18 protein-coding genes and 1 pseudogene are annotated in these 20,657 nt (G+C 48.9%); 12 read left to right on the forward strand and 7 right to left on the reverse strand.

Annotated elements, in window-relative coordinates; genetic code table 11:
- Positions 1 to 235: 235 nt before the first annotated feature.
- Positions 236 to 1,633 carry a multidrug transporter subunit MdtD gene (gene mdtD, locus JK198_RS15125; RefSeq protein ID WP_212709083.1) on the forward strand — a complete coding sequence of 466 codons (1,398 nt, stop codon included), beginning with the start codon at positions 236 to 238 and terminating at the stop codon, positions 1,631 to 1,633.
- Here mdtD and rbsR read toward each other — a convergent pair.
- The 7 genes and pseudogenes from rbsR to kup form a co-directional block, all read right to left on the reverse strand.
- Positions 1,630 to 2,631 (reverse strand): ribose operon transcriptional repressor RbsR, encoded by a 1,002-nt coding sequence (gene rbsR / locus JK198_RS15130; protein ID WP_343877298.1) that lies wholly within the window; start codon positions 2,629 to 2,631, stop codon positions 1,630 to 1,632. The two genes, mdtD and rbsR, sit on opposite strands and share 4 nt — an antisense overlap.
- Before the next feature lie 2 nt (positions 2,632 to 2,633).
- Positions 2,634 to 3,563, reverse strand: a complete 930-nt coding sequence (gene rbsK / locus JK198_RS15135; RefSeq protein WP_212710916.1) for a ribokinase — start codon at positions 3,561 to 3,563, stop codon at positions 2,634 to 2,636.
- Between the two features lie 60 nt (positions 3,564 to 3,623).
- On the reverse strand, positions 3,624 to 4,499 hold the full coding sequence (gene rbsB, locus JK198_RS15140; RefSeq protein WP_212710917.1) for a ribose ABC transporter substrate-binding protein RbsB: 876 nt from the start codon (positions 4,497 to 4,499) through the stop codon (positions 3,624 to 3,626).
- Between the two features lie 25 nt (positions 4,500 to 4,524).
- The gene (gene rbsC / locus JK198_RS15145) at positions 4,525 to 5,493 is read right to left on the reverse strand and encodes a ribose ABC transporter permease (protein WP_212709117.1); all 969 of its coding nucleotides are present in this window, start codon (positions 5,491 to 5,493) and stop codon (positions 4,525 to 4,527) included.
- A complete protein-coding gene (gene rbsA, locus JK198_RS15150; protein ID WP_212709086.1) occupies positions 5,493 to 7,001 on the reverse strand; it encodes a ribose ABC transporter ATP-binding protein RbsA in 1,509 nt (502 codons plus the stop codon). Before rbsA ends, rbsC begins: the two co-directional genes overlap by 1 nt.
- Before the next feature lie 7 nt (positions 7,002 to 7,008).
- Positions 7,009 to 7,428: pseudogene (gene rbsD, locus JK198_RS15155) on the reverse strand (D-ribose pyranase).
- 306 nt (positions 7,429 to 7,734) lie between these two features.
- The gene (gene kup / locus JK198_RS15160; RefSeq protein ID WP_212710918.1) at positions 7,735 to 9,603 is read right to left on the reverse strand and encodes a low affinity potassium transporter Kup; all 1,869 of its coding nucleotides are present in this window, start codon (positions 9,601 to 9,603) and stop codon (positions 7,735 to 7,737) included.
- A 262-nt stretch (positions 9,604 to 9,865) separates the two neighbouring features.
- On the opposite strand from kup, the gene ravA reads away from it, so the two are divergent.
- The 11 genes from ravA (at position 9,866) to atpF (ending at position 20,647) form a co-directional block, all read left to right on the forward strand.
- The gene (gene ravA, locus JK198_RS15165; RefSeq protein ID WP_212710919.1) at positions 9,866 to 11,362 is read left to right on the forward strand and encodes an ATPase RavA; all 1,497 of its coding nucleotides are present in this window, start codon (positions 9,866 to 9,868) and stop codon (positions 11,360 to 11,362) included.
- Positions 11,359 to 12,819, forward strand: coding sequence for an ATPase RavA stimulator ViaA (gene viaA, locus JK198_RS15170; RefSeq protein WP_212709090.1), 1,461 nt, complete (start codon positions 11,359 to 11,361; stop codon positions 12,817 to 12,819). The genes ravA and viaA overlap by 4 nt, the downstream gene beginning before the upstream one ends.
- A 90-nt stretch (positions 12,820 to 12,909) precedes the next feature.
- Positions 12,910 to 13,371: a transcriptional regulator AsnC gene (gene asnC / locus JK198_RS15175; protein ID WP_212709118.1), complete on the forward strand. Its 462-nt coding sequence runs from the start codon at positions 12,910 to 12,912 to the stop codon at positions 13,369 to 13,371.
- Positions 13,372 to 13,525: 154 nt separating this feature from the next.
- Positions 13,526 to 13,966, forward strand: coding sequence for an FMN-binding protein MioC (mioC, locus tag JK198_RS15180; protein ID WP_212709091.1), 441 nt, complete (start codon positions 13,526 to 13,528; stop codon positions 13,964 to 13,966).
- Between the two features lie 437 nt (positions 13,967 to 14,403).
- Complete coding sequence (gene mnmG, locus JK198_RS15185; RefSeq protein WP_212709092.1) at positions 14,404 to 16,293, forward strand: tRNA uridine-5-carboxymethylaminomethyl(34) synthesis enzyme MnmG; 1,890 nt, start codon at positions 14,404 to 14,406, stop codon at positions 16,291 to 16,293.
- Between the two features lie 58 nt (positions 16,294 to 16,351).
- Positions 16,352 to 16,972 (forward strand): 16S rRNA (guanine(527)-N(7))-methyltransferase RsmG, encoded by a 621-nt coding sequence (gene rsmG, locus JK198_RS15190; RefSeq protein ID WP_212709093.1) that lies wholly within the window; start codon positions 16,352 to 16,354, stop codon positions 16,970 to 16,972.
- A 635-nt stretch (positions 16,973 to 17,607) separates the two neighbouring features.
- Positions 17,608 to 17,889 (forward strand): hypothetical protein, encoded by a 282-nt coding sequence (locus tag JK198_RS15195; protein ID WP_212709094.1) that lies wholly within the window; start codon positions 17,608 to 17,610, stop codon positions 17,887 to 17,889.
- A 674-nt stretch (positions 17,890 to 18,563) separates the two neighbouring features.
- Positions 18,564 to 18,944, forward strand: coding sequence for a F0F1 ATP synthase subunit I (atpI, locus tag JK198_RS15200; RefSeq protein WP_212709095.1), 381 nt, complete (start codon positions 18,564 to 18,566; stop codon positions 18,942 to 18,944).
- Between the two features lie 8 nt (positions 18,945 to 18,952).
- Positions 18,953 to 19,771, forward strand: a complete 819-nt coding sequence (gene atpB / locus JK198_RS15205; protein ID WP_212709096.1) for a F0F1 ATP synthase subunit A — start codon at positions 18,953 to 18,955, stop codon at positions 19,769 to 19,771.
- A gap of 49 nt (positions 19,772 to 19,820) precedes the next feature.
- A complete protein-coding gene (gene atpE / locus JK198_RS15210) occupies positions 19,821 to 20,060 on the forward strand; it encodes a F0F1 ATP synthase subunit C (protein ID WP_212709097.1) in 240 nt (79 codons plus the stop codon).
- Between the two features lie 116 nt (positions 20,061 to 20,176).
- Positions 20,177 to 20,647 (forward strand): F0F1 ATP synthase subunit B, encoded by a 471-nt coding sequence (gene atpF / locus JK198_RS15215; protein ID WP_212709098.1) that lies wholly within the window; start codon positions 20,177 to 20,179, stop codon positions 20,645 to 20,647.
- The last annotated feature ends 10 nt before the right edge of the window (positions 20,648 to 20,657 follow it).

Raw genomic sequence — 20,657 nt, forward strand, 5'->3', positions numbered from 1 at the left:
GATGCGCATTATAGGGAGTTAATTTTTTCTGGCAAGGGTTTATTTTAAATTAATTACTGACTGGCGGGTTTTTATGCAAAAGATGGAAAAAACAGCAGTTATCCCGCAAAAGACACTAATAATTGCGTTTTTTTTCTGCAAATTTATTACTCTCAGGGAAAACACATTAGAATAATGAAAGAAGTCTGTAGACAGGGCATCTGAGGACAGGCCCTTCAAGCCAAAAGGATACTCAATGGTTCGTACCGCTCGTAGTATGGCTGGTTTGCCATGGATAGCCGCGATGGCTTTCTTTATGCAATCACTGGATGCAACAATTCTGAATACCGCATTACCCGCGATTGCCCATAGCCTTGATCGCCCCCCGTTGGCCATGCAATCGGCAGTTATCAGTTATACATTAACTGTCGCTATGCTTATTCCGGTCAGCGGATGGCTGGCTGATCGCTTTGGTACCCGTAAAGTATTTATCGTTGCGGTCAGTTTGTTTGCTCTGGGGTCATTACTCTGTGCATTATCAGGCTCACTGTCGATGCTGGTCACTTCGAGGGTCATTCAGGGGATCGGTGGTGCAATGATGATGCCGGTCGCTCGCCTGGCACTATTACGGGCTTATCCACGCAGTGAGTTATTACCGATCCTGAACTTTGTGACTATGCCGGGGCTTATTGGGCCGGTGTTAGGACCGGTACTTGGCGGGGTACTGGTAACCTATGCGACCTGGCATTGGATTTTCCTGATTAATATTCCTATCGCGCTGGCCGGTGTTGTCTTTGCTCGCAAATATATGCCGGACTTTACGACACCAAAACGCCGCTTTGATACCGCAGGTTTCTTACTGTTCGGTTTCGGTCTGGTGTCGGTCTCTATCGGAATTGAATTACTCGGTGAACAGCTGGTCTCGGGACTGCTGGCAGCCGCTATCCTGATCACAGGGATTTTGCTATTAATCGCCTATGTATGGCATGCCAGAGGACACAGCGCACCGCTGATTGGCCTGCCTATGTTTAAGACCCGAACATTCTCTATTGGTATCATCGGGAATATTGCATCCCGGCTGGGGACCGGCTGTATTCCCTTTCTGATGCCATTAATGTTACAGCTGGGATTCGGTTATACGGCGCTGCTGGCCGGCTGCATTATGGTACCGACCGCATTAGGATCGATGCTGGCAAAATCTCTGGTGACACGGGTACTTCGTTTGCTGGGATACCGGCGGACGCTGGTTGCAGTGACTTTTATCATCGGACTGTTTATTGCCAGCTTTTCATTACAATCCCCGGACTTGCCGTTATGGGCACTACTGCTCCCGTTGTTTGTGATGGGAATGTTTATGTCCACACAGTTTACTTCGATGAATACCATCACTCTGGCTGACTTAACTGACGAAAATGCCAGTGCAGGAAATAGTGTGCTGGCTGTCACTCAGCAAATATCGATCAGTTTCGGAGTGGCGGTCAGTGCCGCAGTATTACGCTTCTGGCAGAACTTTGATGGCACTGTATTAAGCCACTTCCATGCCACCTTCCTGACCATGGGGATTATTACGGTGATTTCTGCACTGGTCTTCCTGCAGTTAAAAGCCGTTGACGGTAAGAATCTGATACATGACCGCGCGAAGAAGAAAGGTTAACGGTTCCCCGTCGAAGCCCGTACCATTAACTCCGGTGTCAGCACCAGCAACTGCTGGCTGGCATCGGGCATATTCATCCGATGAAGTAATGTATCAATGGCCAGTTCACCCAGTTCATCTTTCGGCTGACGTATAGTACTCAGAGGCGGTGTCAGATAGCGGGCCAGCTCAATATCATCATATCCTATAACTGCCATATCCTGAGGGATCCTTAGCCCGGCCTGATAAAGTGCCTGATACCCCCCGACAGCCATAGCATCATTACTGGTAAATACAGCCTGAGGGCGCGGATTTAGCATCAGCAGTTGCTGCATCGCATGGAAGCCGCCCTGGAATTCAAAGTCCCCCTCAACAATATACCCGGCAGGAACCGGCAACGCCGCTGCCGCCATAGCATGCTGATATCCTTTCAGACGCAGACGTGCTGTCGTTTTATCCTGAGGCCCGGCAATACAGGCAATACGTGTATAACCACAGGAAATAAGATGCCGGGTGGCCATTCCTCCGCCCTGCAAGGCGTTATCCTGAATAACGTCACTGCTGCTGTCAAACGGTGCCCAGTCCATCATCACTGCAGGAATTGAAGGATAACGCCCGAGGATTTCAACAGAAGGCCGGCGACTTTCGGTGCACATAATTAACAGCCCATCGACGCGCTTCTGTAGCAACGTTTCCAGGCTGCGATCCATCCGGTCCTTATCCCCCTCGGTATTACACAGAATCAGACTGTATCCCCGTTCATAACAACTGCGTTCCACCCCTTGCACAACTTCTGCATAAAACGGGTTACTGCTGGTCGTCAGCAACATCCCCAGAGTGCGGGTCTGATTCATTTTCAGACTGCGCGCCAATGCGGAAGGGGCATAGTTAAGCTGACTGATTGCCGTAGTCACTTTCCCGCGGATCGTTTCACTGACAAACCGGTTGTTATTAATCACGTGCGATACGGTAGATGTTGATACGCCGGCCAGCCGGGCAACATCTTTCATCGTAGCCACGTTTACCCCCGGGTTAGCAAAAATCGATCAATTTCTTGCCGCCAGGGTACTGAAGGCTGTGCACCACGGCGGGTAACCGCGATAGCGGCAGCGGCGCGGGCAAAATGCACCGACTCAGTTATCGTTTTCTTTTCCAGTAATGCCGTGCTCAATGCACCATTAAAGGTGTCTCCTGCTGCGATAGTATCTATCGCCTTAACACGAAACCCCGGAATATGCTGACCATTGCCTTGTTCGCTCAGCCATACGCCACGGCTGCCAAGGGTGATAAGCACAGAACCAATACCCTTTTCATGTAACACTGCAGCGGCTTTCGCGGCATCGTCATCAGTTGTGACCGCCACTCCCGTCAGGATCTGCGCTTCGGTTTCATTTGGCGTAATAATATCCACCAGCGACAATAGCTCATCGGAAAGAACGGTAGCCGGTGCCGGGTTCAGTATCACCCGGGTCTGATTCTGACGGGCAATACGCGCCGCTGCCAGTACAGTCTCTGGCGGAGATTCAAGCTGCATCAACAGTATATCCGCATCGGCAATGACCTGATGATGTTGTACAAGGTACTCAGGTGTCAGGGCTGCATTCGCCCCGGCGAAAATACCAATGCTATTTTCGCCGTCAGCATTAACAAAAATCAGCGCAACACCGGTTGACTCACCGTTAACGGCTGCTACCGGCGCCACATCAATACCATCATCAGCCAGTTGCCGACGGATACGCTGACCAATATCGTCGTTTCCGATACAGGCAATAAAAGCAATATCTGCGCCACTGCGTCCGGCAGCCACTGCCTGATTCGCCCCTTTTCCGCCAAATGCAACCTGATACTGCTGCCCCGCAAGGGTCTCTCCCGGCTGAGGAAACTGCTCCAGATTCAGAATATGATCCACATTAATACTGCCAAGAACTGCCAGTTTACCGTTATTTTTCATTAAGATAACCGTCCGGATAACTGCGCCACCCCAGGCGGCGCATGCCATACTGCGTTTAATTTATTGAGTAACCAGTTTCAGACCTACAGGGTGCAGCTGTTCTGTTTTTTGCCCTTTAAGCACTTTATCCGCTGTTTCTACACCGATTTTACCTATCAGCTCTGGCTGTTGAGCTATCGTGGCAGCCAGTTTCCCCTGTTCAACCGCCTTCACCCCGTCGGGTGTACCGTCGAAACCCACCACGACTACATCAGACTTACCGGCAGTTTGTAATGCCCGTAATGCACCCAGCGCCATTTCATCATTCTGAGCAAATACAGCCTGTACATCAGGATGAACGGTCAGCAGGTTTTGCATCACATTCAGCCCCTTAGTCCGGTCGAAATCAGCAGGCTGGCTGGCGATAATTTTGAATTTATGGGCATCTGCCGCCAGTTTAAAACCTTCACCACGCTCACGAGAGGCCGACGTTCCGGCAATCCCCTGCAACTCAATGATTTTCGCACCCTCTCCCCATTGCTCCGCGATAAAGTCTCCGGCCAGCTTACCACCCGCACGGTTGTCAGAAGCTATATGACTGACAACCTTCCCACGATGAGCTATGCGGTCAAGCGTAATCACCGGGATATTTTCCTGATTGGCAATCTTTACCGAGTTACCCACCGCGTCAGAATCAGTCGGGTTGATCAATATGGCGCTGGCGCCACGCACCATCAAATCCTGAACGTTTGCCAGCTCTTTCGCCGGGTTATTCTGTGAATCCAGTACCAGCAGGTTATAACCCAGCTTATCTGCTTCTTGCTTAGCACCGTCTTTCAATGAAACAAAGAAAGGATTGTTCAGTGTGGATATCACCAGTGCAATCGTCTGTTTCGCCATCGCCTGAGAGGTTAAGGTTGCGCCTAACAATAAGGCCAGTGCCGTTAGTGTTTTCATATGCGTTATCCTGTAGGGTAATCAGTTAGTTACTTTTTTTGTTATCTGCAAGCACCGCCAGTAAAATCACTACCGCTTTGACGATCATTTGGTAGTAAGAGGAAACACCGAGCAAATTCAGCCCGTTATTCAGGAAGCCAAGGATCAGCGCGCCAATAAGGGTTCCCGTAATCCGCCCCTTACCCCCGGTCAGACTGGTGCCGCCAAGAACCACAGCCGCAATGGCATCCAGCTCATAGCCGGTTCCTGCGGTTGGCTGCGCGGAAGAAAGGCGCGCCACTTCGATAATTCCAGCCAGTGCAGCCAGCATGCCACACAGCGTATAAACAATAATTTTTACCCGGTCCACGCTGATCCCTGAAAGACGCGTCGCTGCTTCATTTCCACCCAGCGCATAGATATAGCGCCCCTGCCGGGTGTGATGCAGCATGTACCATACCGCCAGGAAAACAATCGCCATCAGCCAGACGGGGGTCGGGATCCCCAGCGGCCGGCCAATACCAAACCAGCCAAACAAATCAGCATTTTCATTAAAGCCAGTACTCACCGGACTACCGTCGGTATAGACCATGGTGATACCACGCAGCAGTAACATCATAACCAGCGTGGCAATAAACGCCTGGACCTTTCCTTTTGCGACAATCGTTCCGGTAATCCCTCCGATAAATGCACCCAGTGCCAGCGAAGCAGCCACCGCCACCAGCCCATTAATTTCCAGGCCAACCAGTGATGCCGCCACGGCACCGGTCAGCGCCAGCAGCGCACCGACGGAAAGGTCGATACCTGAAGTCAGAATAACCAGCGTCATCCCTGCGGCCATAATGGCGTTCACCGAGGTCTGTTGCAGAATATTAAGCAGGTTAGCTACGGTAAAAAAGCCGGGACTGATGGCAGAAACAATGGCAATCAGCACCAGAAGCGCAATCAGCGATTTCTGTTCAAGCAGCCAGGCCTTAGTGAGTAAACGGTGTGAAGGAATTGAGTCTGTACTCATCATGATGCCGTCTCCGCGTTATCATATTTACCTACTGCTGCCGACATCAGAATTTCCTGAGACGCTTGCTCAATCGGGAAATTACCGCTTAGCCGCCCTTCGTGCATCACCAGCACACGATCACTGATCCCCAGTAGTTCCGGCATTTCAGAAGAGACGAGGATGATACTCATCCCTTCTTTTTTAAACTGGTTTATCAGCTGATAAATTTCTTTCTTCGCACCGACATCCACTCCGCGTGTCGGTTCATCAAGGATCAGCACCACGGGCCGCGTCATCAGGCCTCGGGCGATCGCTATTTTCTGTTGGTTACCGCCTGACAGCAGGCCAACCGACTGATTTACCGAAGGGGTTTTGATGTTAAACCATCGGATAAAGTCCCCTGTCGCCAGTTGTTCTGCCGTATGTTTCAGGCATCCCCCGCGGTGACTGAAATACTTAAGGGCCGTCAGTGACATGTTCTCTTTTACTGACATACCCGGTATCAGACCATCACGCTTGCGATCTTCAGAAACATAGACGATACCGTTAATCAGGCCTTCTTCCGGTGAGCGTACTGTCACCTTTTTTCCGTCCAGTATCACCGTTCCGGAGCTGCGCGGCAAAGCACCATAAAGAACCTTCATTAATTCTGTACGCCCTGCGCCCATCAGACCGGCCACACCAAGGATTTCGCCTTTACGCAGAGTAAAGCTGACATCATCAATGCCGGGTCCGCTCACATGTTCGACAGTCAGCAGAATATCTCCGGGGGGGTTATTCAGTCGCGGATACTGATCTTCAAGCTTACGGCCTACCATCATTTCTATCAGCGACTCTTCCCGCAGCGTAGTCACCTCACGCTCGGCAATAAACTGACCGTCGCGGAAAATCGTTACGTCATCGCAGATTTCAAAAATTTCTTTCATCCGGTGGGAGATATAAACAATACCGCAGCCCTTAGCCTTGAGGTCATTGATCACTCGGAACAGGGAGGCGGTTTCCGTATCGGTCAGTGCATCGGTGGGTTCATCCATAATGATGACTTTGGATTCAAAACTCAGTACTTTGGCAATCTCAACCATCTGTTGATCACCAATGGATAAGTCACCCACCCGCTTATCGCTGCTGAAACGCAGATTCAGGCGTTTCATTAACCGTTCAGCCTGCCGGTGCATCTTTTTCCACTGGATACACCCAAAACGGTTGATACATTCCCGTCCCAGAAAAATATTTTCTGCAACACTCAGTTGCGGGATCAGATTGAGCTCCTGATGGATAATGCCGATCCCTGCTGCCTGCGATGCCTTAGGACTGTCAAAGGTCGTTTCTTTCCCCAGCCATTTAAGGCTTCCGGCGTCACGAGCATAGATCCCGGTCAGGACTTTCATCATGGTGGATTTCCCGGCACCGTTTTCGCCCACCAGTGCCATCACACGCCCCGGATAGACGGACAGCGCGGCCCCGGATAACGCTTTAACTCCGGGGAAAGATTTATCAATGCCTTTAAGCTGCAGTAACGGTTGCATAACACCCTCAGAAGGTCACGCCAGCGTTAAGGATAATATTCGCATAGGGGGAGCACTCACCGCTGCGGACAATAGCCTGACTATGTTGTGTTTTTTCTTTGAACTGTTCATGGCTGAGGTAACTGATATCGATAGTATTTCCCTGATGGTGTTGCAATGATTCAAGCAGGGCGAGCAATTCACTGTGCAGCTGCGGGTTATGCTGCACTATCTCCTCCGCAAGAAAGACACTCTCAACCTGCATTTCGTCCGTTACCGTTTGGATTACCTGCAACAAACCGGGAACACCCTGAGTCAGCGCAAGATCAATACGCTGCGGACCAGCAGGAACAGGCAGGCCTGCATCACTGATGGTAAGACTGTCAGTGTGGCCTGTTCAGGCGATAACTGCCGAAATCTCAGCATTCAGTAAGGTGCCTTTTTTCATGTTTCACTCGCTGTCGAAACGTTTCGATGGCTGCATATTAGACAGGGACGAGGAGATAACAACCAGCCTGCGGTGAAAATGTGAGCACCCTCTAAACATTCCGCAGAGGCAGTACACCGCATCCATGATCATATTCCGGCGGAGGAAAAAAGGACGGGAAAGAGAGGTCACCGGTCACGGCGATACAAAATATCCATAACCTGCGGTGACACAAAAAACCTGCGGTTATCAGGCGACGGGGAAAGGATTCTCCGGGCAACATGTCAGGGGGAAGGGAGCGGTCAGTTTTCAGACCGCTCCCGTGCATCAGAACTCGACCTGAGTCCCCAGTTCAATCACCCGGTTAGGCGGGATTTCAAACTGATCAGGAGCCCGTAGTGCATTGCGTTGTAACGCCATAAATAGCTTACCGCGCAACCGCAGATACCATGGCCGCTTCCCGAGGATCAGCGACTCTCTCGACATAAAGAAAGAGGTGTCCATCATCCGGCAATTAAGTCCTTCCAGTCCGCAGCGGTGAAAAATTTCCTCGACATTCGGGGTTTCACGCCAGCCATAGCTGGCAACCACCCGCCAGAAGGTCGGTGATAACTGTTCAATAGTGACCCGTCGTACATTATGTACGTAAGGGGCATCTTCGGTACGCAGCGTCAACAAGACTACCCGCTCATGTAATACTTTGTTGTGCTTCAGGTTATGCAGCATTGCGAACGGAATAACATTCAGTACCCTGGACATAAATACCGCCGTTCCCGGAACCCTGACCGGAGGATTCTTTTCCAGCGAGGCAATCATGGCTTCCAGAGAATTACCATGTTCATGCATCCGCCGCAGTACCCTGAAGCGTTCACTTTTCCAGGTGGTCATAATAATAAACATCACCAGCGCCAGACAAAGCGGTAGCCAGCCTCCGGAGAAAATTTTCACCAGGTTAGCACTGAACAGCGGAACATCGACACACATCAGGACGATAAAAATCAGTGAGACCAGGAAAATATTCCAGTGCCAGTTTTTACGCGCTACGGTACAGGACAATATTGTCGTCAGGATCATGGTTCCGGTCACCGCAATACCATAAGCCGCCGCAAGGTTGCTGGAATGACGGAAACAGATAATAACCACCAGCACAGCAAAATAGAGCAGCCAGTTAATCACCGGAACATAAATCTGTCCGGACTCCATTTCAGAGGTATAAATAATACGCATCGGCGGTAAATACCCCAGCCGTACCGCCTGACGGGTCAGTGAAAATACGCCGGAAATAACGGCCTGAGAAGCAATAACTGTCGCAAGGGTTGCCAGCAGTAACATCGGGATCAGGGCCCAGTCCGGTGCCAGCAGGAAGAAAGGGTTTTTAATCGCTTCAGGGTGTGCTAACAGCAGTGCGCCCTGACCAAAATAGTTGATCACCAGAGAAGGCAATACCGCACCAAACCAGGCAATACGGATCGGCAATTTACCGAAATGCCCCATGTCAGCATACAATGCTTCAACACCGGTAATCGACAGAACCACCGCCCCGAGAGCAAAGAACGACACACTTTTATAGTGGATGAAGAATTCAATGGCATACCAGGGATTAAGTGCATGCAGAACTACCGGATTGCTGATAATACTTTTCGCCCCGAGAACTGCCAGTACAAGGAACCATAACACCATCACCGGGGCAAACATCTTACCGACCAGCCCGGTGCCATGCTTCTGGATCAGAAACAGTAACGTCAGTACAGCAATTGAAAGCTGTACGATATAAGGGTCCAGAGACGGAGCGGCAATTTCAAGCCCTTCCATTGCTGACATTACGGATATTGCCGGGGTAATCACAACTTCACCATAGAAGAAGCTTCCCCCCACCAGCCCCATAATCAATAACACGGCGGTAATCCGCGCACTGGTATTCCGGCCGGCGAGAGACATTAACGTCAGAATCCCGCCTTCACCGGCATTATCCGCCCGCATGACATAGCAGATATATTTTAACGATACGACAAGGATTAATAGCCAGAAAATTAATGACAAAAATCCAAAAACCGATTGCTGCTCGATGCCAAAACCAAATTGTCCCGAAAGACACTCACGCAGTGTATACAGCGGGCTGGTACCAATATCACCATACACCACACCTATCGCTGCCAGCGTCAATGCGCCAGTTGATTGTTTGTTATTTGAGCTCATATCATTTTATCTTGTTTTTAACCAATCCCGTAAATACATGCTTCACTCGTTACCAAAGTGGCACAGTATGCACTTATTAATATAAAAACCCATCCGATTATCAGACAATGGCATCTAAAATCCATACGCTTATCACCGGGGAACCATACTCCGTAAAAAAAATCATAAAGATAAAAGCACCTGCAGGCAGTGGTGATCTTTTAATGACAGCTATCCCGGCGGTCAAGTCTCAGGCAGTTATTACAAGGACTCAATTCGTATTATGGCACTGACTCATCTCTTAGCAGACAGAATTACACGGCTCAGTAATATGCTGGAACAAGGTCTGTATGAAAGACACCACACTATCCGGTTATGTCTGCTGGCGGCATTAGCCGGTGAGAGTGTTTTTCTGATGGGTCCTCCGGGGATTGCAAAGAGCCTGATCGCGCGCAGGATAAAGTATGCCTTTCGCGATGCCAGGGCTTTTGAATATCTGATGACTCGCTTCTCCACTCCCGAAGAAGTCTTCGGACCGTTATCGATACAGGCTCTGAAAGACGAAGGCCGTTATCAGCGCCTGACCAAAGGATATCTTCCCGACGCCGAAATCGTTTTTCTTGATGAAATATGGAAGGCTGGCCCGGCAATACTCAATACATTGCTGACGGCCATTAATGAACGCCGCTTTCGTAACGGTGATAACGAAACGACGATACCGATGAAGCTGCTGATTGCGGCGTCGAATGAATTACCCGATGCAGAAAGTGGCCTGTCGGCACTGTATGACCGTATGCTGATCCGTCTGTGTCTTGATAATGTCAGCAGTAAAAATAATTTCCGCAATGTGCTTATCTCGTCGCCTGACGCCCCGTTCACCGCCGCAGAAGAGTCTCTGCGTATCACTGACGATGAGTATCACCAGTGGCAGCAAGAGATCCTCAAAGTCAGCTTGCCGGATAATGTCTTCGACCTTATCTATCAGTTACGCCGTCAGCTGGAGAGCCTGCCTGATGCGCCTTATATTTCTGATCGTCGCTGGAAGAAGGCGATCCACTTGCTGCAGGCAAGTGCTTTTTTCAGCGGCCGCCAGGCGATTGCACCGGTTGATATTATTTTACTGAAAGACTGCCTGTGGCATGACCAGGCATCAATGCAACTGACAGAGCGGGAAATTAAAGGATTACTGACAGGCTACGCTTTTGAGCAACAGCCTTTACTGATCAAGCTTCGTCAGTTACAGACCCGTAAATTTGCACTGCAACAACAGATGAACCTCGATCAGGCGCTGAAACTGGAAAAGCAGAGCAGGTTATTTAGCCGTAAACATCACCATATTTTACCGGCCTTAGGGGAAGGTGAACAACTGACACTGATCCTGCAAAATCCCCTGATCCTGCATGAACAGAAGAGTAACCATCTTGTGGTCAGCAAAGAGGAACTGAACCAGTGGCTGGCCAGGGGCGGCGAAATAAAAGGGCAGCTGAATGGTATCGGCTTTGCACAACCTCTGGACTTGTATATTGATGACCGGGACTGTCTCAATATCAGGGATATCAGCCTGCAATCCTCTTTACTGAGTGTACTTCCGCGCGAGACTCTGCGCGAGATACCGGAAGAAATAACCCGCGGCCTGAATGAGCTCAAAGACCGGCTACAAACCCAGCGGTTACTTTTCCGTCAGCATCAGCAATGTTTATTTATTGATAATGACTGGCTGGCGATTATTGAGCAAAGCCTGCAGGATGTGGCAGAACAGATAGAACAGGAAACCCAATGATCTCCATTGATTCTCTGCTCAGTCTGCTGACCTACAGTGATGCCGACACCCTCAATGACTTTTTGTCGGCACTGCTGGCGGCACCGCAATTAGTTATTTTTCTCGAAAAAAGCCCCGGCCTTAAAAAAGCGCTGCTGAAAGAATTACCGGATATTAAAGCCGCTATCAGCGAAGAACAAAAAAATACGCCTGTACCGGCCAGCCTGGCACAGGAGTTTCAGCTGTTCACCCTGCAAAAGTCATTCAGTCTTTATCATTTCAGCCAGAATATGTCCGATACATTGCTCCGGCTGGAACAGCTCGGCTCTCCGTTCAGGGAGGAGGCAAACAGACTGGTCACCGGGGCTGACGACCAGCTACTGACAGCTGCGCAACATAGCTTATTTTTTCAGCGCTGGCGCCAGAGTCTGACACTGCAGACCGTCACCTTAAATGAGGGGCTGCTGGAGCAACAGCGAGATAAACTTATTACTGAGTTACAACAGCGTATGACCCTGTCCAGCCAGCTTTCACCGTTATCAGACGGCAACGAGGAAACGGCAGCCGGCCATTTGTGGGATATGAGTAAATCGCCACCGGGAAAAGGGGATACGGGGCTGATTCTGCAATACAGTGAATTTCTGAATACCTGTCCGGAATTACAGACACTGGCTGCCCGGTTAGGCCGCAGCAGAGAGGCACAGTCGCTCCCGGCAGAAAACGCACCGCCGGGCCAGCAGATTGTGCAGGTACATAAAACTGAAACACTGCCGGAAGAAGTCAGTGGTATTCATCAAAGTGACGATATTCTGCGGTTACTCCCCACGGAACTGGCGGCACTGAGTATCAGTGAGCTCGAACTGGAATTCTACCGGCGGCTGGTGGAAAAGCGTCTGCTTACCTACCAGCTGCAGGGGGAATCTGTACATGATGATATCCGCCAGCGGCCGGTGATCTACAGACATAAGGATCAACAGCCAAAAGGGCCGTTTATTGTCTGTGTGGATACCTCCGGTTCCATGGGCGGGTTTAATGAACGCTGTGCTAAAGCATTTTGCCTGGCGTTACTAAAAATCGCGCTGGCCGAAAACCGCGGTTGTTTCATTATGTTGTTTGCCCATGACGTGATCCATTATGAGCTGACCACAGAGAACGGACTGGAACAGGCCGTGCGTTTTCTGAGCCAGCGTTTTCGCGGAGGAACCGATATCGCAAAGTGCCTTAACAGGGTACTGGACAGCATGGAAAACCCGGCCTGGAAGGATGCTGATGCAGTCATTATTTCAGATTTTATAGCTCAGCATCTGCCGGAGGTGCTGATCAAACGGGTTACACACCATCAGCAACACAGCCAGCAGCGTTTCCACGCAGTCTGTATGTCAGCCCATGGGAAACCCGGAATATTGCAGATATTTGACCATATATGGAAATTCGATACCCGCCTCAGAACCCGCCTGCTGAGATACCTGAAACGCTAGACAGCGGATATTTCCCGGATTACTGTCAATACATCATCCCAGGGGGACGGCAGAACACACCGCCCGCGACAGATTTAGAAAGGACAAATGATGGCCGATATGCTGCAACTGGATCAACTCGATCGCGATATCCTGAACGTATTACTTAATAATGCCAGAACCGCCTACGCAGAGCTGGCAAAACAGTTTAATGTCAGCGCAGGCACTGTTCATGTCAGGGTCGAAAAAATGCGTCAGGCCGGTATTATTCTCGGCACCCGTATTGATGTTGACCCAAGAAAACTGGGATTCGATGTGTGCTGTTTTATCGGTATTATTCTGAAGAGTGCCCGTGATTATCCGGCAGCCCTGAGCAAACTCCGGGCGCTGGATGAAGTGGTTGAAGCCTGGTACACCACCGGACATTACAGTATTTTTATTAAAGTGATGTGCCGCTCTATTGATGCTCTGCAACAGGTGCTGATCAATAAGATTCAGACCATTGATGAAATTCAGTCCACAGAAACACTTATCTCCCTGCAAAACCCTATCAGCCGTACGATAAAGCCCTGATCAGACAGATCTGTGTGGATAACCTTATCCATCCACCAGGTCCCTGCTTTCTCTGCAATTTCCCCGTAAAATAAAAATGAATAACCTTGTTGTCCACAGGTGGATCACGGCTTGATCACAGCGTACAATGCTGCCTTTTACTGAGGGAAGACTGATGGCGGATATCACGTTTATCACAGGCAGCACCCTGGGAAGTGCCGAATATGTGGCTGAAGAATTAGCAGCATTACTCGAACAGGAAGAAATTTCGTCTGAAATTCTGCATGGCCCGGCGCTTGATGACCTGCCAGTCACCGGAACCTGGTTACTGATAACCTCAACCCATGGTGCCGGTGAAGTCCCGGACAATCTTTTACCGTTCTTTGAACAATTAAAAGAACAGCAACCGGATCTTTCCGCGGTACGCTATGGTGCTATCGGCTTAGGTAATCATGAGTATGATCTGTTTTGTGGCGCGATCAGAAGTATTGATCAACTACTGCAGTCCCTTGGGGCCACCAGGATCGGCGATCGTCTGGAAATTGATGTTCTGCAACATGATGTCCCGGAAGATCCGGCCAGCGAGTGGTTAGCCGACTGGAAAAGCCTGATTTGAGATCACTGACACGGTTGTTGATCGTTTATTTATGAGGATCCACGGTCAATTGTCCTGTTTTTTACTGTTTTTTTTCCCGGGCTCTGTGGATAAGTACCCCTTTATTGTGCTGATAACCGGTAGTTATCCAATGAATAACCGATGGCGATTTTTTGTGCTGTGTATAAGTAGCGATTTTGATCTCAGCTTATACGTTACGGATCAACCGATCATTCACAGCATTGGATCTATCTCAGACTGCTGTTAACTATAAAGAATTGACACTTACCCACAGGATCGGGCGATCCTAATAAGAGATCTAACAGAAAGATCATACATAAAATAAAGATCTTTCTTTTAAACCCTTACGATCCTGCCACTTTCCCATGCGCTGGAATTTAAGTAGAATCCACTGCCGGGATATGCTCCCAACCGTTAATCTACCGAGGTATCGTTTCATGTTTTATCCAGATCCTTTTGACGTCATCATCATTGGTGGTGGTCATGCGGGAACAGAAGCCGCAATGGCCGCTGCCCGAATGGGTCAGCAAACCCTGCTACTGACCCACAATATCGATACGCTGGGACAAATGTCATGTAATCCGGCGATCGGTGGGATCGGCAAAGGGCATCTGGTGAAAGAAGTCGATGCGCTGGGTGGCCTGATGGCCGAAGCTATCGATAAATCGGGCATCCAGTTTAGAATACTAAACAGCAGCAAAGGCCCTGCGGTGCGTGCTACACGGGCACAGGCTGACAGAGTACTCTATCGGCAGGCTGTACGTACCGCACTGGAAAACCAGCCAAACCTGATGATCTTCCAGCAGGCCGTTGAAGATCTGATTGTGGAAAACGATCAGGTCGTTGGTGCTGTAACTCAGATGGGGCTCCGTTTCCGTGCTAAAGCCGTGGTACTGACCGTCGGGACTTTCCTTGACGGAAAAATTCATATCGGACTGGATAATTACAGTGGTGGTCGTGCCGGCGATCCGCCATCTATCCCGTTATCCCGCAGACTGCGTGAATTGCCTTTACGGGTCAGTCGTCTGAAAACCGGTACACCGCCGCGTATCGATGCCAGAACCATCGATTTTTCTGTGCTGGCTGCACAGCATGGTGATAATCCGGTGCCTGTGTTCTCGTTTATGGGGAAAGCATCCGATCATCCGGCACAGATGGCCTGTTATATCACTCATACCAATGAAAAAACCCATGATGTGATCCGTGATAACCTCGATCGCAGCCCGATGTATGCCGGAGTGATCGAAGGGATCGGGCCACGTTACTGTCCGTCAATTGAAGACAAGGTGATGCGTTTTGCCGATCGTAATGCGCATCAGATCTTCCTCGAACCGGAAGGGCTGACCAGCAACGAAATTTACCCGAACGGTATTTCTACCAGTCTGCCATTTGATGTACAGATGAAAATCGTCCGTTCTATGCAGGGCCTGGAAAATGCAAAGATTATCCGTCCGGGTTATGCCATTGAATATGATTTCTTCGACCCGCGTGACCTGAAACCGACCCTGGAAAGTAAATATATCCACGGTCTGTTTTTTGCCGGGCAGATTAACGGCACTACCGGCTATGAAGAAGCTGCGGCCCAGGGATTACTGGCAGGGTTAAATGCCGGGCGTTTTTCTGCGGACAAAGAAGGCTGGACGCCGCGTCGTGATGAAGCGTATCTCGGTGTGCTGGTGGATGACCTCTGTACCCTGGGAACCAAAGAACCCTACCGTATGTTTACCTCACGTGCAGAATATCGTCTGATGCTGCGTGAAGATAACGCCGATTTACGCTTAACGTCCATCGGCCGTGAATTGGGGTTAGTGAATGATGAACGCTGGGCCAGTTTCAATAAGAAACTGGAATCGATTGAACTGGAACGTCAGCGTTTACGGGATATTCACGTTCATCCTAAATCGGATATTGTCTCGCAGGTTAATTCACTGCTGAGTACCGGACTGACAAAAGAAGCCAATGGCGAAGATTTACTGCGTCGCCCTGAAATGACCTATTCTCAGCTGATGTCATTGCCTGCTTTCGGGCCAGCGGTCAGCGATCCACTGGCTGCTGAGCAGGTGGAAATTCAGGTGAAATACGAAGGGTATATTGCCCGTCAGAAAGAAGAGATTGAACGTCAGCAGCGTAATGAGAATACCCTGTTGCCGGTTGACCTTGATTACCGGAATGTCAGCGGACTTTCAAATGAAGTGATTGCCAAGCTTAACGATCATAAACCATCGTCAATTGGTCAGGCATCGCGCATTTCCGGGATCACTCCGGCCGCAATCTCAATTTTATTGATCTATCTGAAAAAACAGGGCCTGCTACGTAAAAGTGCCTGAGCCCTCAGCTATAAACAGGGGCCGCTGTAAGGCTGCCCCTGACAACAGGAATTTCCCCGTGATTAATACTCTCTCCGCATTACTCAGTAAGGCCGGTATTTCCTTAACCGATCAGCAAAAACAGCAACTGGTCAGTTATGTGGGCTTACTGGATAAATGGAATAAAGCTTATAACCTGACCTCGGTTCGTGATCCGCAGCAGATGCTTGTTCGTCACATTATGGACAGCATTGTGGTTGCACCGTATCTGAAAGGGAACAAATTTATCGATGTCGGTACCGGCCCCGGTTTGCCGGGAATTCCACTGGCGATTGTCTGTCCTGAAGCCAGTTTCACTCTGCTCGACAGTCTGGGGAAACGGGTCCGCTTTTTACGCCAGGTGCAGCATGAGCTTAAACTGGACAATATTATTCCGGTACAGAGCAGGGCAGAGGCATTTACCGATCAGCCACTGTTTGACGGGGTGATTAGTCGGGCATTTGCTTCACTGCAGGATATGGTCAGCTGGTGTCATCATTTACCCGCACCTGCGCAGGGACGTTTTTATGCGTTAAAAGGTGTTGTGCCCGAAGATGAGCTGGCGGAATTACCCGCAAACCTGAGTGTTGAAAAACTGGTCTCGCTACAGGTCCCTGAGCTGGAAGGTGAACGTCATCTGGTTATTTTAAAGCAAAAATAAATCGGCCTGCCCGGCGGCAGGGCAGGGCGCTGCCGCCGGGAGAATATATTTTATGTGATAAAAATCACATAAAATATATTTAAGTACGATATTTGTAACTGTTAATGGCTGCCGGAACCACAGAAATAATTCATTTCACACTCTCTGCCGCTGCCTGCGGGTCTGTATCTCAGCAGATATCCGCTAACAAATCACTTTACGTTAATAAATAGCATGCTAATTACTTGCCGGATATATTCGTCTGTCTGGACAGATGTGTATTCCGGGGGACAGATTTTTTCCGGTGTGCTGTTTTATTCAGTTTATTCAGTCCGGATAAACAGTGCTTCCTGAAAAATTTTTTATCATCATGATTTTATTATGTTTTTATTCGTTTCCTGCCATGGTTTCCTGAAGTTACCTGATTATCTGCCATGCGGTCTGTAATTATTATTCCTTAATTAAACAGAAAAACTGATGACTAATGAACGATATGAAATAAAGACAAATCAGAATTTATTAATAATTATCCTTTTGTTTACTAAGTATTTTATTTGATTTAGTGTGCCAGCGGGTAAGGTTACCCGGCTGTTACCGGGCCGGACAATATTGTTAACACCGGAACAGTATTTATCTTCTGAAAATAAGGATATTACATGAAAGAACTTTCAATAACAGAAACCACTCAGATCAGTGGTGGTTTGTTTACTCTGGTTACCGGACCTGTCGGTGGCTTACTGGGTTTCACCATTGGCTCTATCGTTGATGCCGGGGTCGGTGCCCTTAAAGGCCAGTCGCTGAGCTTTAAAACCTCCGGCGCATTGCTTGGCGCAGGTATCGGGGCGATTGTTGGTCTGAGCCCGATTCTTGCCACGACCGGTATCGGTCTTGGGGTGGTGAGCATTGTCGATAATGCTAAAAAATTTCTGGCCAGCTGATGTGTAAGCCGGGAGATTTTATTCTCTCTGTCGTTAGCATCTGCATTTTTAGACGTGACTGATTTGTATCATGTCAGAGGCGCTGACCCGATCAGCGCCTCTTTATTATTTGCGGACAGATTCTCTGAAGACACCTGCATTTTTTGCTATTCCTGCTTTTTTGCCACGTGATTTATTGCGGTTAAATTAGTATTGTTATCAGACTGCATATTCTGCTGCGCTAAAAACCCCGTGTTTATTTTATAACTTCCTTTTATTTTTTAATATACTGACGCGGTCTGGTCATTGCGCCGTGGCAGGCATGTAAAATAAATGATAAATAAATGATAAATAAATGAAATGATTAACGTTCAAATAACAGCAATAAATGTAAGGCTAATTGTTTTTTCAGGGTGTAGTATCGTCTCCGGTTCATAAAACACCGAGGAAAAGAGGCCATCAGATCGGGTAGTCTCTTTGTATTCTGCGATTTTTGGCGAAGATTATTGGTGAAAACACCTTTTCAGAAAGAAATTTAAATAATTGTTCACCTTTTCTCTACTTACAGATTGAAATCGCAGGAGTGCCCCGTATAATTTGCACGGCTTTTGCTGTTCATCTCTTCGGGGGTGATCACAGCAGTTTGTGTAGAACACACGATATACCCAACATAAGTAAAGGAGAGTAAGAAAGTAATGTCTGTATCTCTTTATAGTTTGAGATTAGCCAGGACAGTGCTGCTTATTCAATTGGTGATCGTTTTACTCATCAGTATTCTCTTTACTTTGAAAAGCATTCACTGGGGAGCTTCTGCTCTGGCAGGGGGGCTATCGGCCTGGTTGCCGGCTGTCCTGTTTACGTTTCTGGCCTGGCGCCTGCAAGGGCAATCACCGGCTAAAGGGCGTGTTGCCTGGACTTTTGCATTAGGTGAAGTCTGCAAGGTATTCACCACCATCGTATTGCTTGTTGTGGCGTTGGGTGTGTTCGGGGCGGTGTTTTGGCCTCTTGGACTGAGCTGGTTATCGGTGCTGGTGGTGCAAATCATTGCACCGGTTGTAATTAACAAAAAAGGGTAAGATGCATCATGGCCGCAGGAGAAATCTCAACCCCACAGGAATACATAAGTCATCACCTGCAACACTTGCAGCTTGATTTACGTACTTTCCAGTTGGTGAATGCGCACGACGCTCCGGCAACTTTCTGGACGTTAAACCTGGATTCCATGTTTTTCTCTGTCGTACTGGGTCTGGTCTTTCTGGTACTGTTCCGTAAAGTGGCAAAACATGTCACCAGCGGTGTTCCGGGAAAACTGCAGGCGGCTATTGAACTGGTTGTTGGTTTCGTCGATGGCAACGTTCGTGATATGTATCACGGCAAAAGCAAACTTATCGCCCCGCTGGCTCTGACTATTTTTGTCTGGGTCTTTTTAATGAACTTCATGGATTTGTTACCAATCGATCTGCTGCCTTATCTGGGCGAGCATGTCTTTGGTTTGCCGGCATTACGTGTTGTGCCGTCCGCTGACGTGAATGTGACATTATCTATGGCGCTGGGCGTATTTATTTTGATTCTGTTTTACAGCATCAAAATGAAAGGCGTGGGTGGTTTTACTAAAGAACTGACTCTGCAGCCTTTCAACCACCCGATCTTTATCCCCATCAACCTGATTCTTGAAGGTGTTAGCCTGCTGTCCAAACCGGTTTCTCTCGGTCTGCGACTGTTCGGTAACATGTATGCGGGTGAACTGATCTTTATCCTGATTGCGGGACTGTTACCGTGGTGGTCACAGTGGGTTCTGAATGTGCCATGGGCCATTTTCCACATATTGATTATCTCGTTACAGGCGTTTATTTTCATGGTCCTCACGATTGTCTATCTGTCGATGGCATCTGAAGAACATTGATTTTTTATCTCAACACTACTGAATTTATTGAAACAAACTGGAGACTGTCATGGAAAACGTGAGTATGGATCTGCTGTACATGGCTGCCGCTGTGATGATGGGTCTGGCGGCAATCGGTGCTGCGATCGGTATCGGCATCCTCGGTGGTAAATTTCTGGAAGGTGCTGCTCGTCAGCCTGACCTGATTCCTCTGCTGCGCACTCAGTTCTTTGTTGTTATGGGTCTGGTGGATGCTATCCCAATGATCGCTGTAGGTCTGGGTCTCTACGTGATGTTTGCTGTCGCCTAGTCACGCCTGGTAATACGGTTGTTCATATCGCGATTTTATGCGAATGAACGAATTCTGCCGTTTACCAATACGTTGGTAACGGCAGAGCAAGCTAACTTAACAAGAGGCATTGTGCTGTGAATATTAATGCAACAATCCTCGGCCAGGCCATTGCGTTTATCCTGTTCGTCGCATTTTGTATGAAGTACGTATGGCCGCCGATTATGGCAGCTATCGAGAAACGTCAGAAAGAAGTTGCTGATAGTCTCGCTTCTGCAGAACGCGCTCAAAAAGACCTGGATATCGCTCAGGCTAATGCGTCCGAACAGCTGAAAAAAGCCAAAGAAGATGCTCAGGTCATTATCGAGCAGGCAAATAAACGTCGTGCCCAGATTCTGGATGAAGCAAAAGCCGAAGCTGAAGCTGAACGTCACAAAATCGTAGCTCAGGCTCAGTCCGAAATTGATGCCGAACGTAAACGTGCACGTGAAGAATTACGTAAGCAGGTAGCGTTGCTGGCCGTTGCGGGTGCCGAGAAGATTATTGAGCGTTCCGTTGATGAAGCTGCTAACAGCGACATCGTTGATAAACTGGTCGCTGAACTGTAAGGAGGGAGGG

Source organism: Tatumella sp. JGM91, from assembly GCF_018257575.1.
Classification (GTDB): domain Bacteria; phylum Pseudomonadota; class Gammaproteobacteria; order Enterobacterales; family Enterobacteriaceae; genus Tatumella; species Tatumella punctata.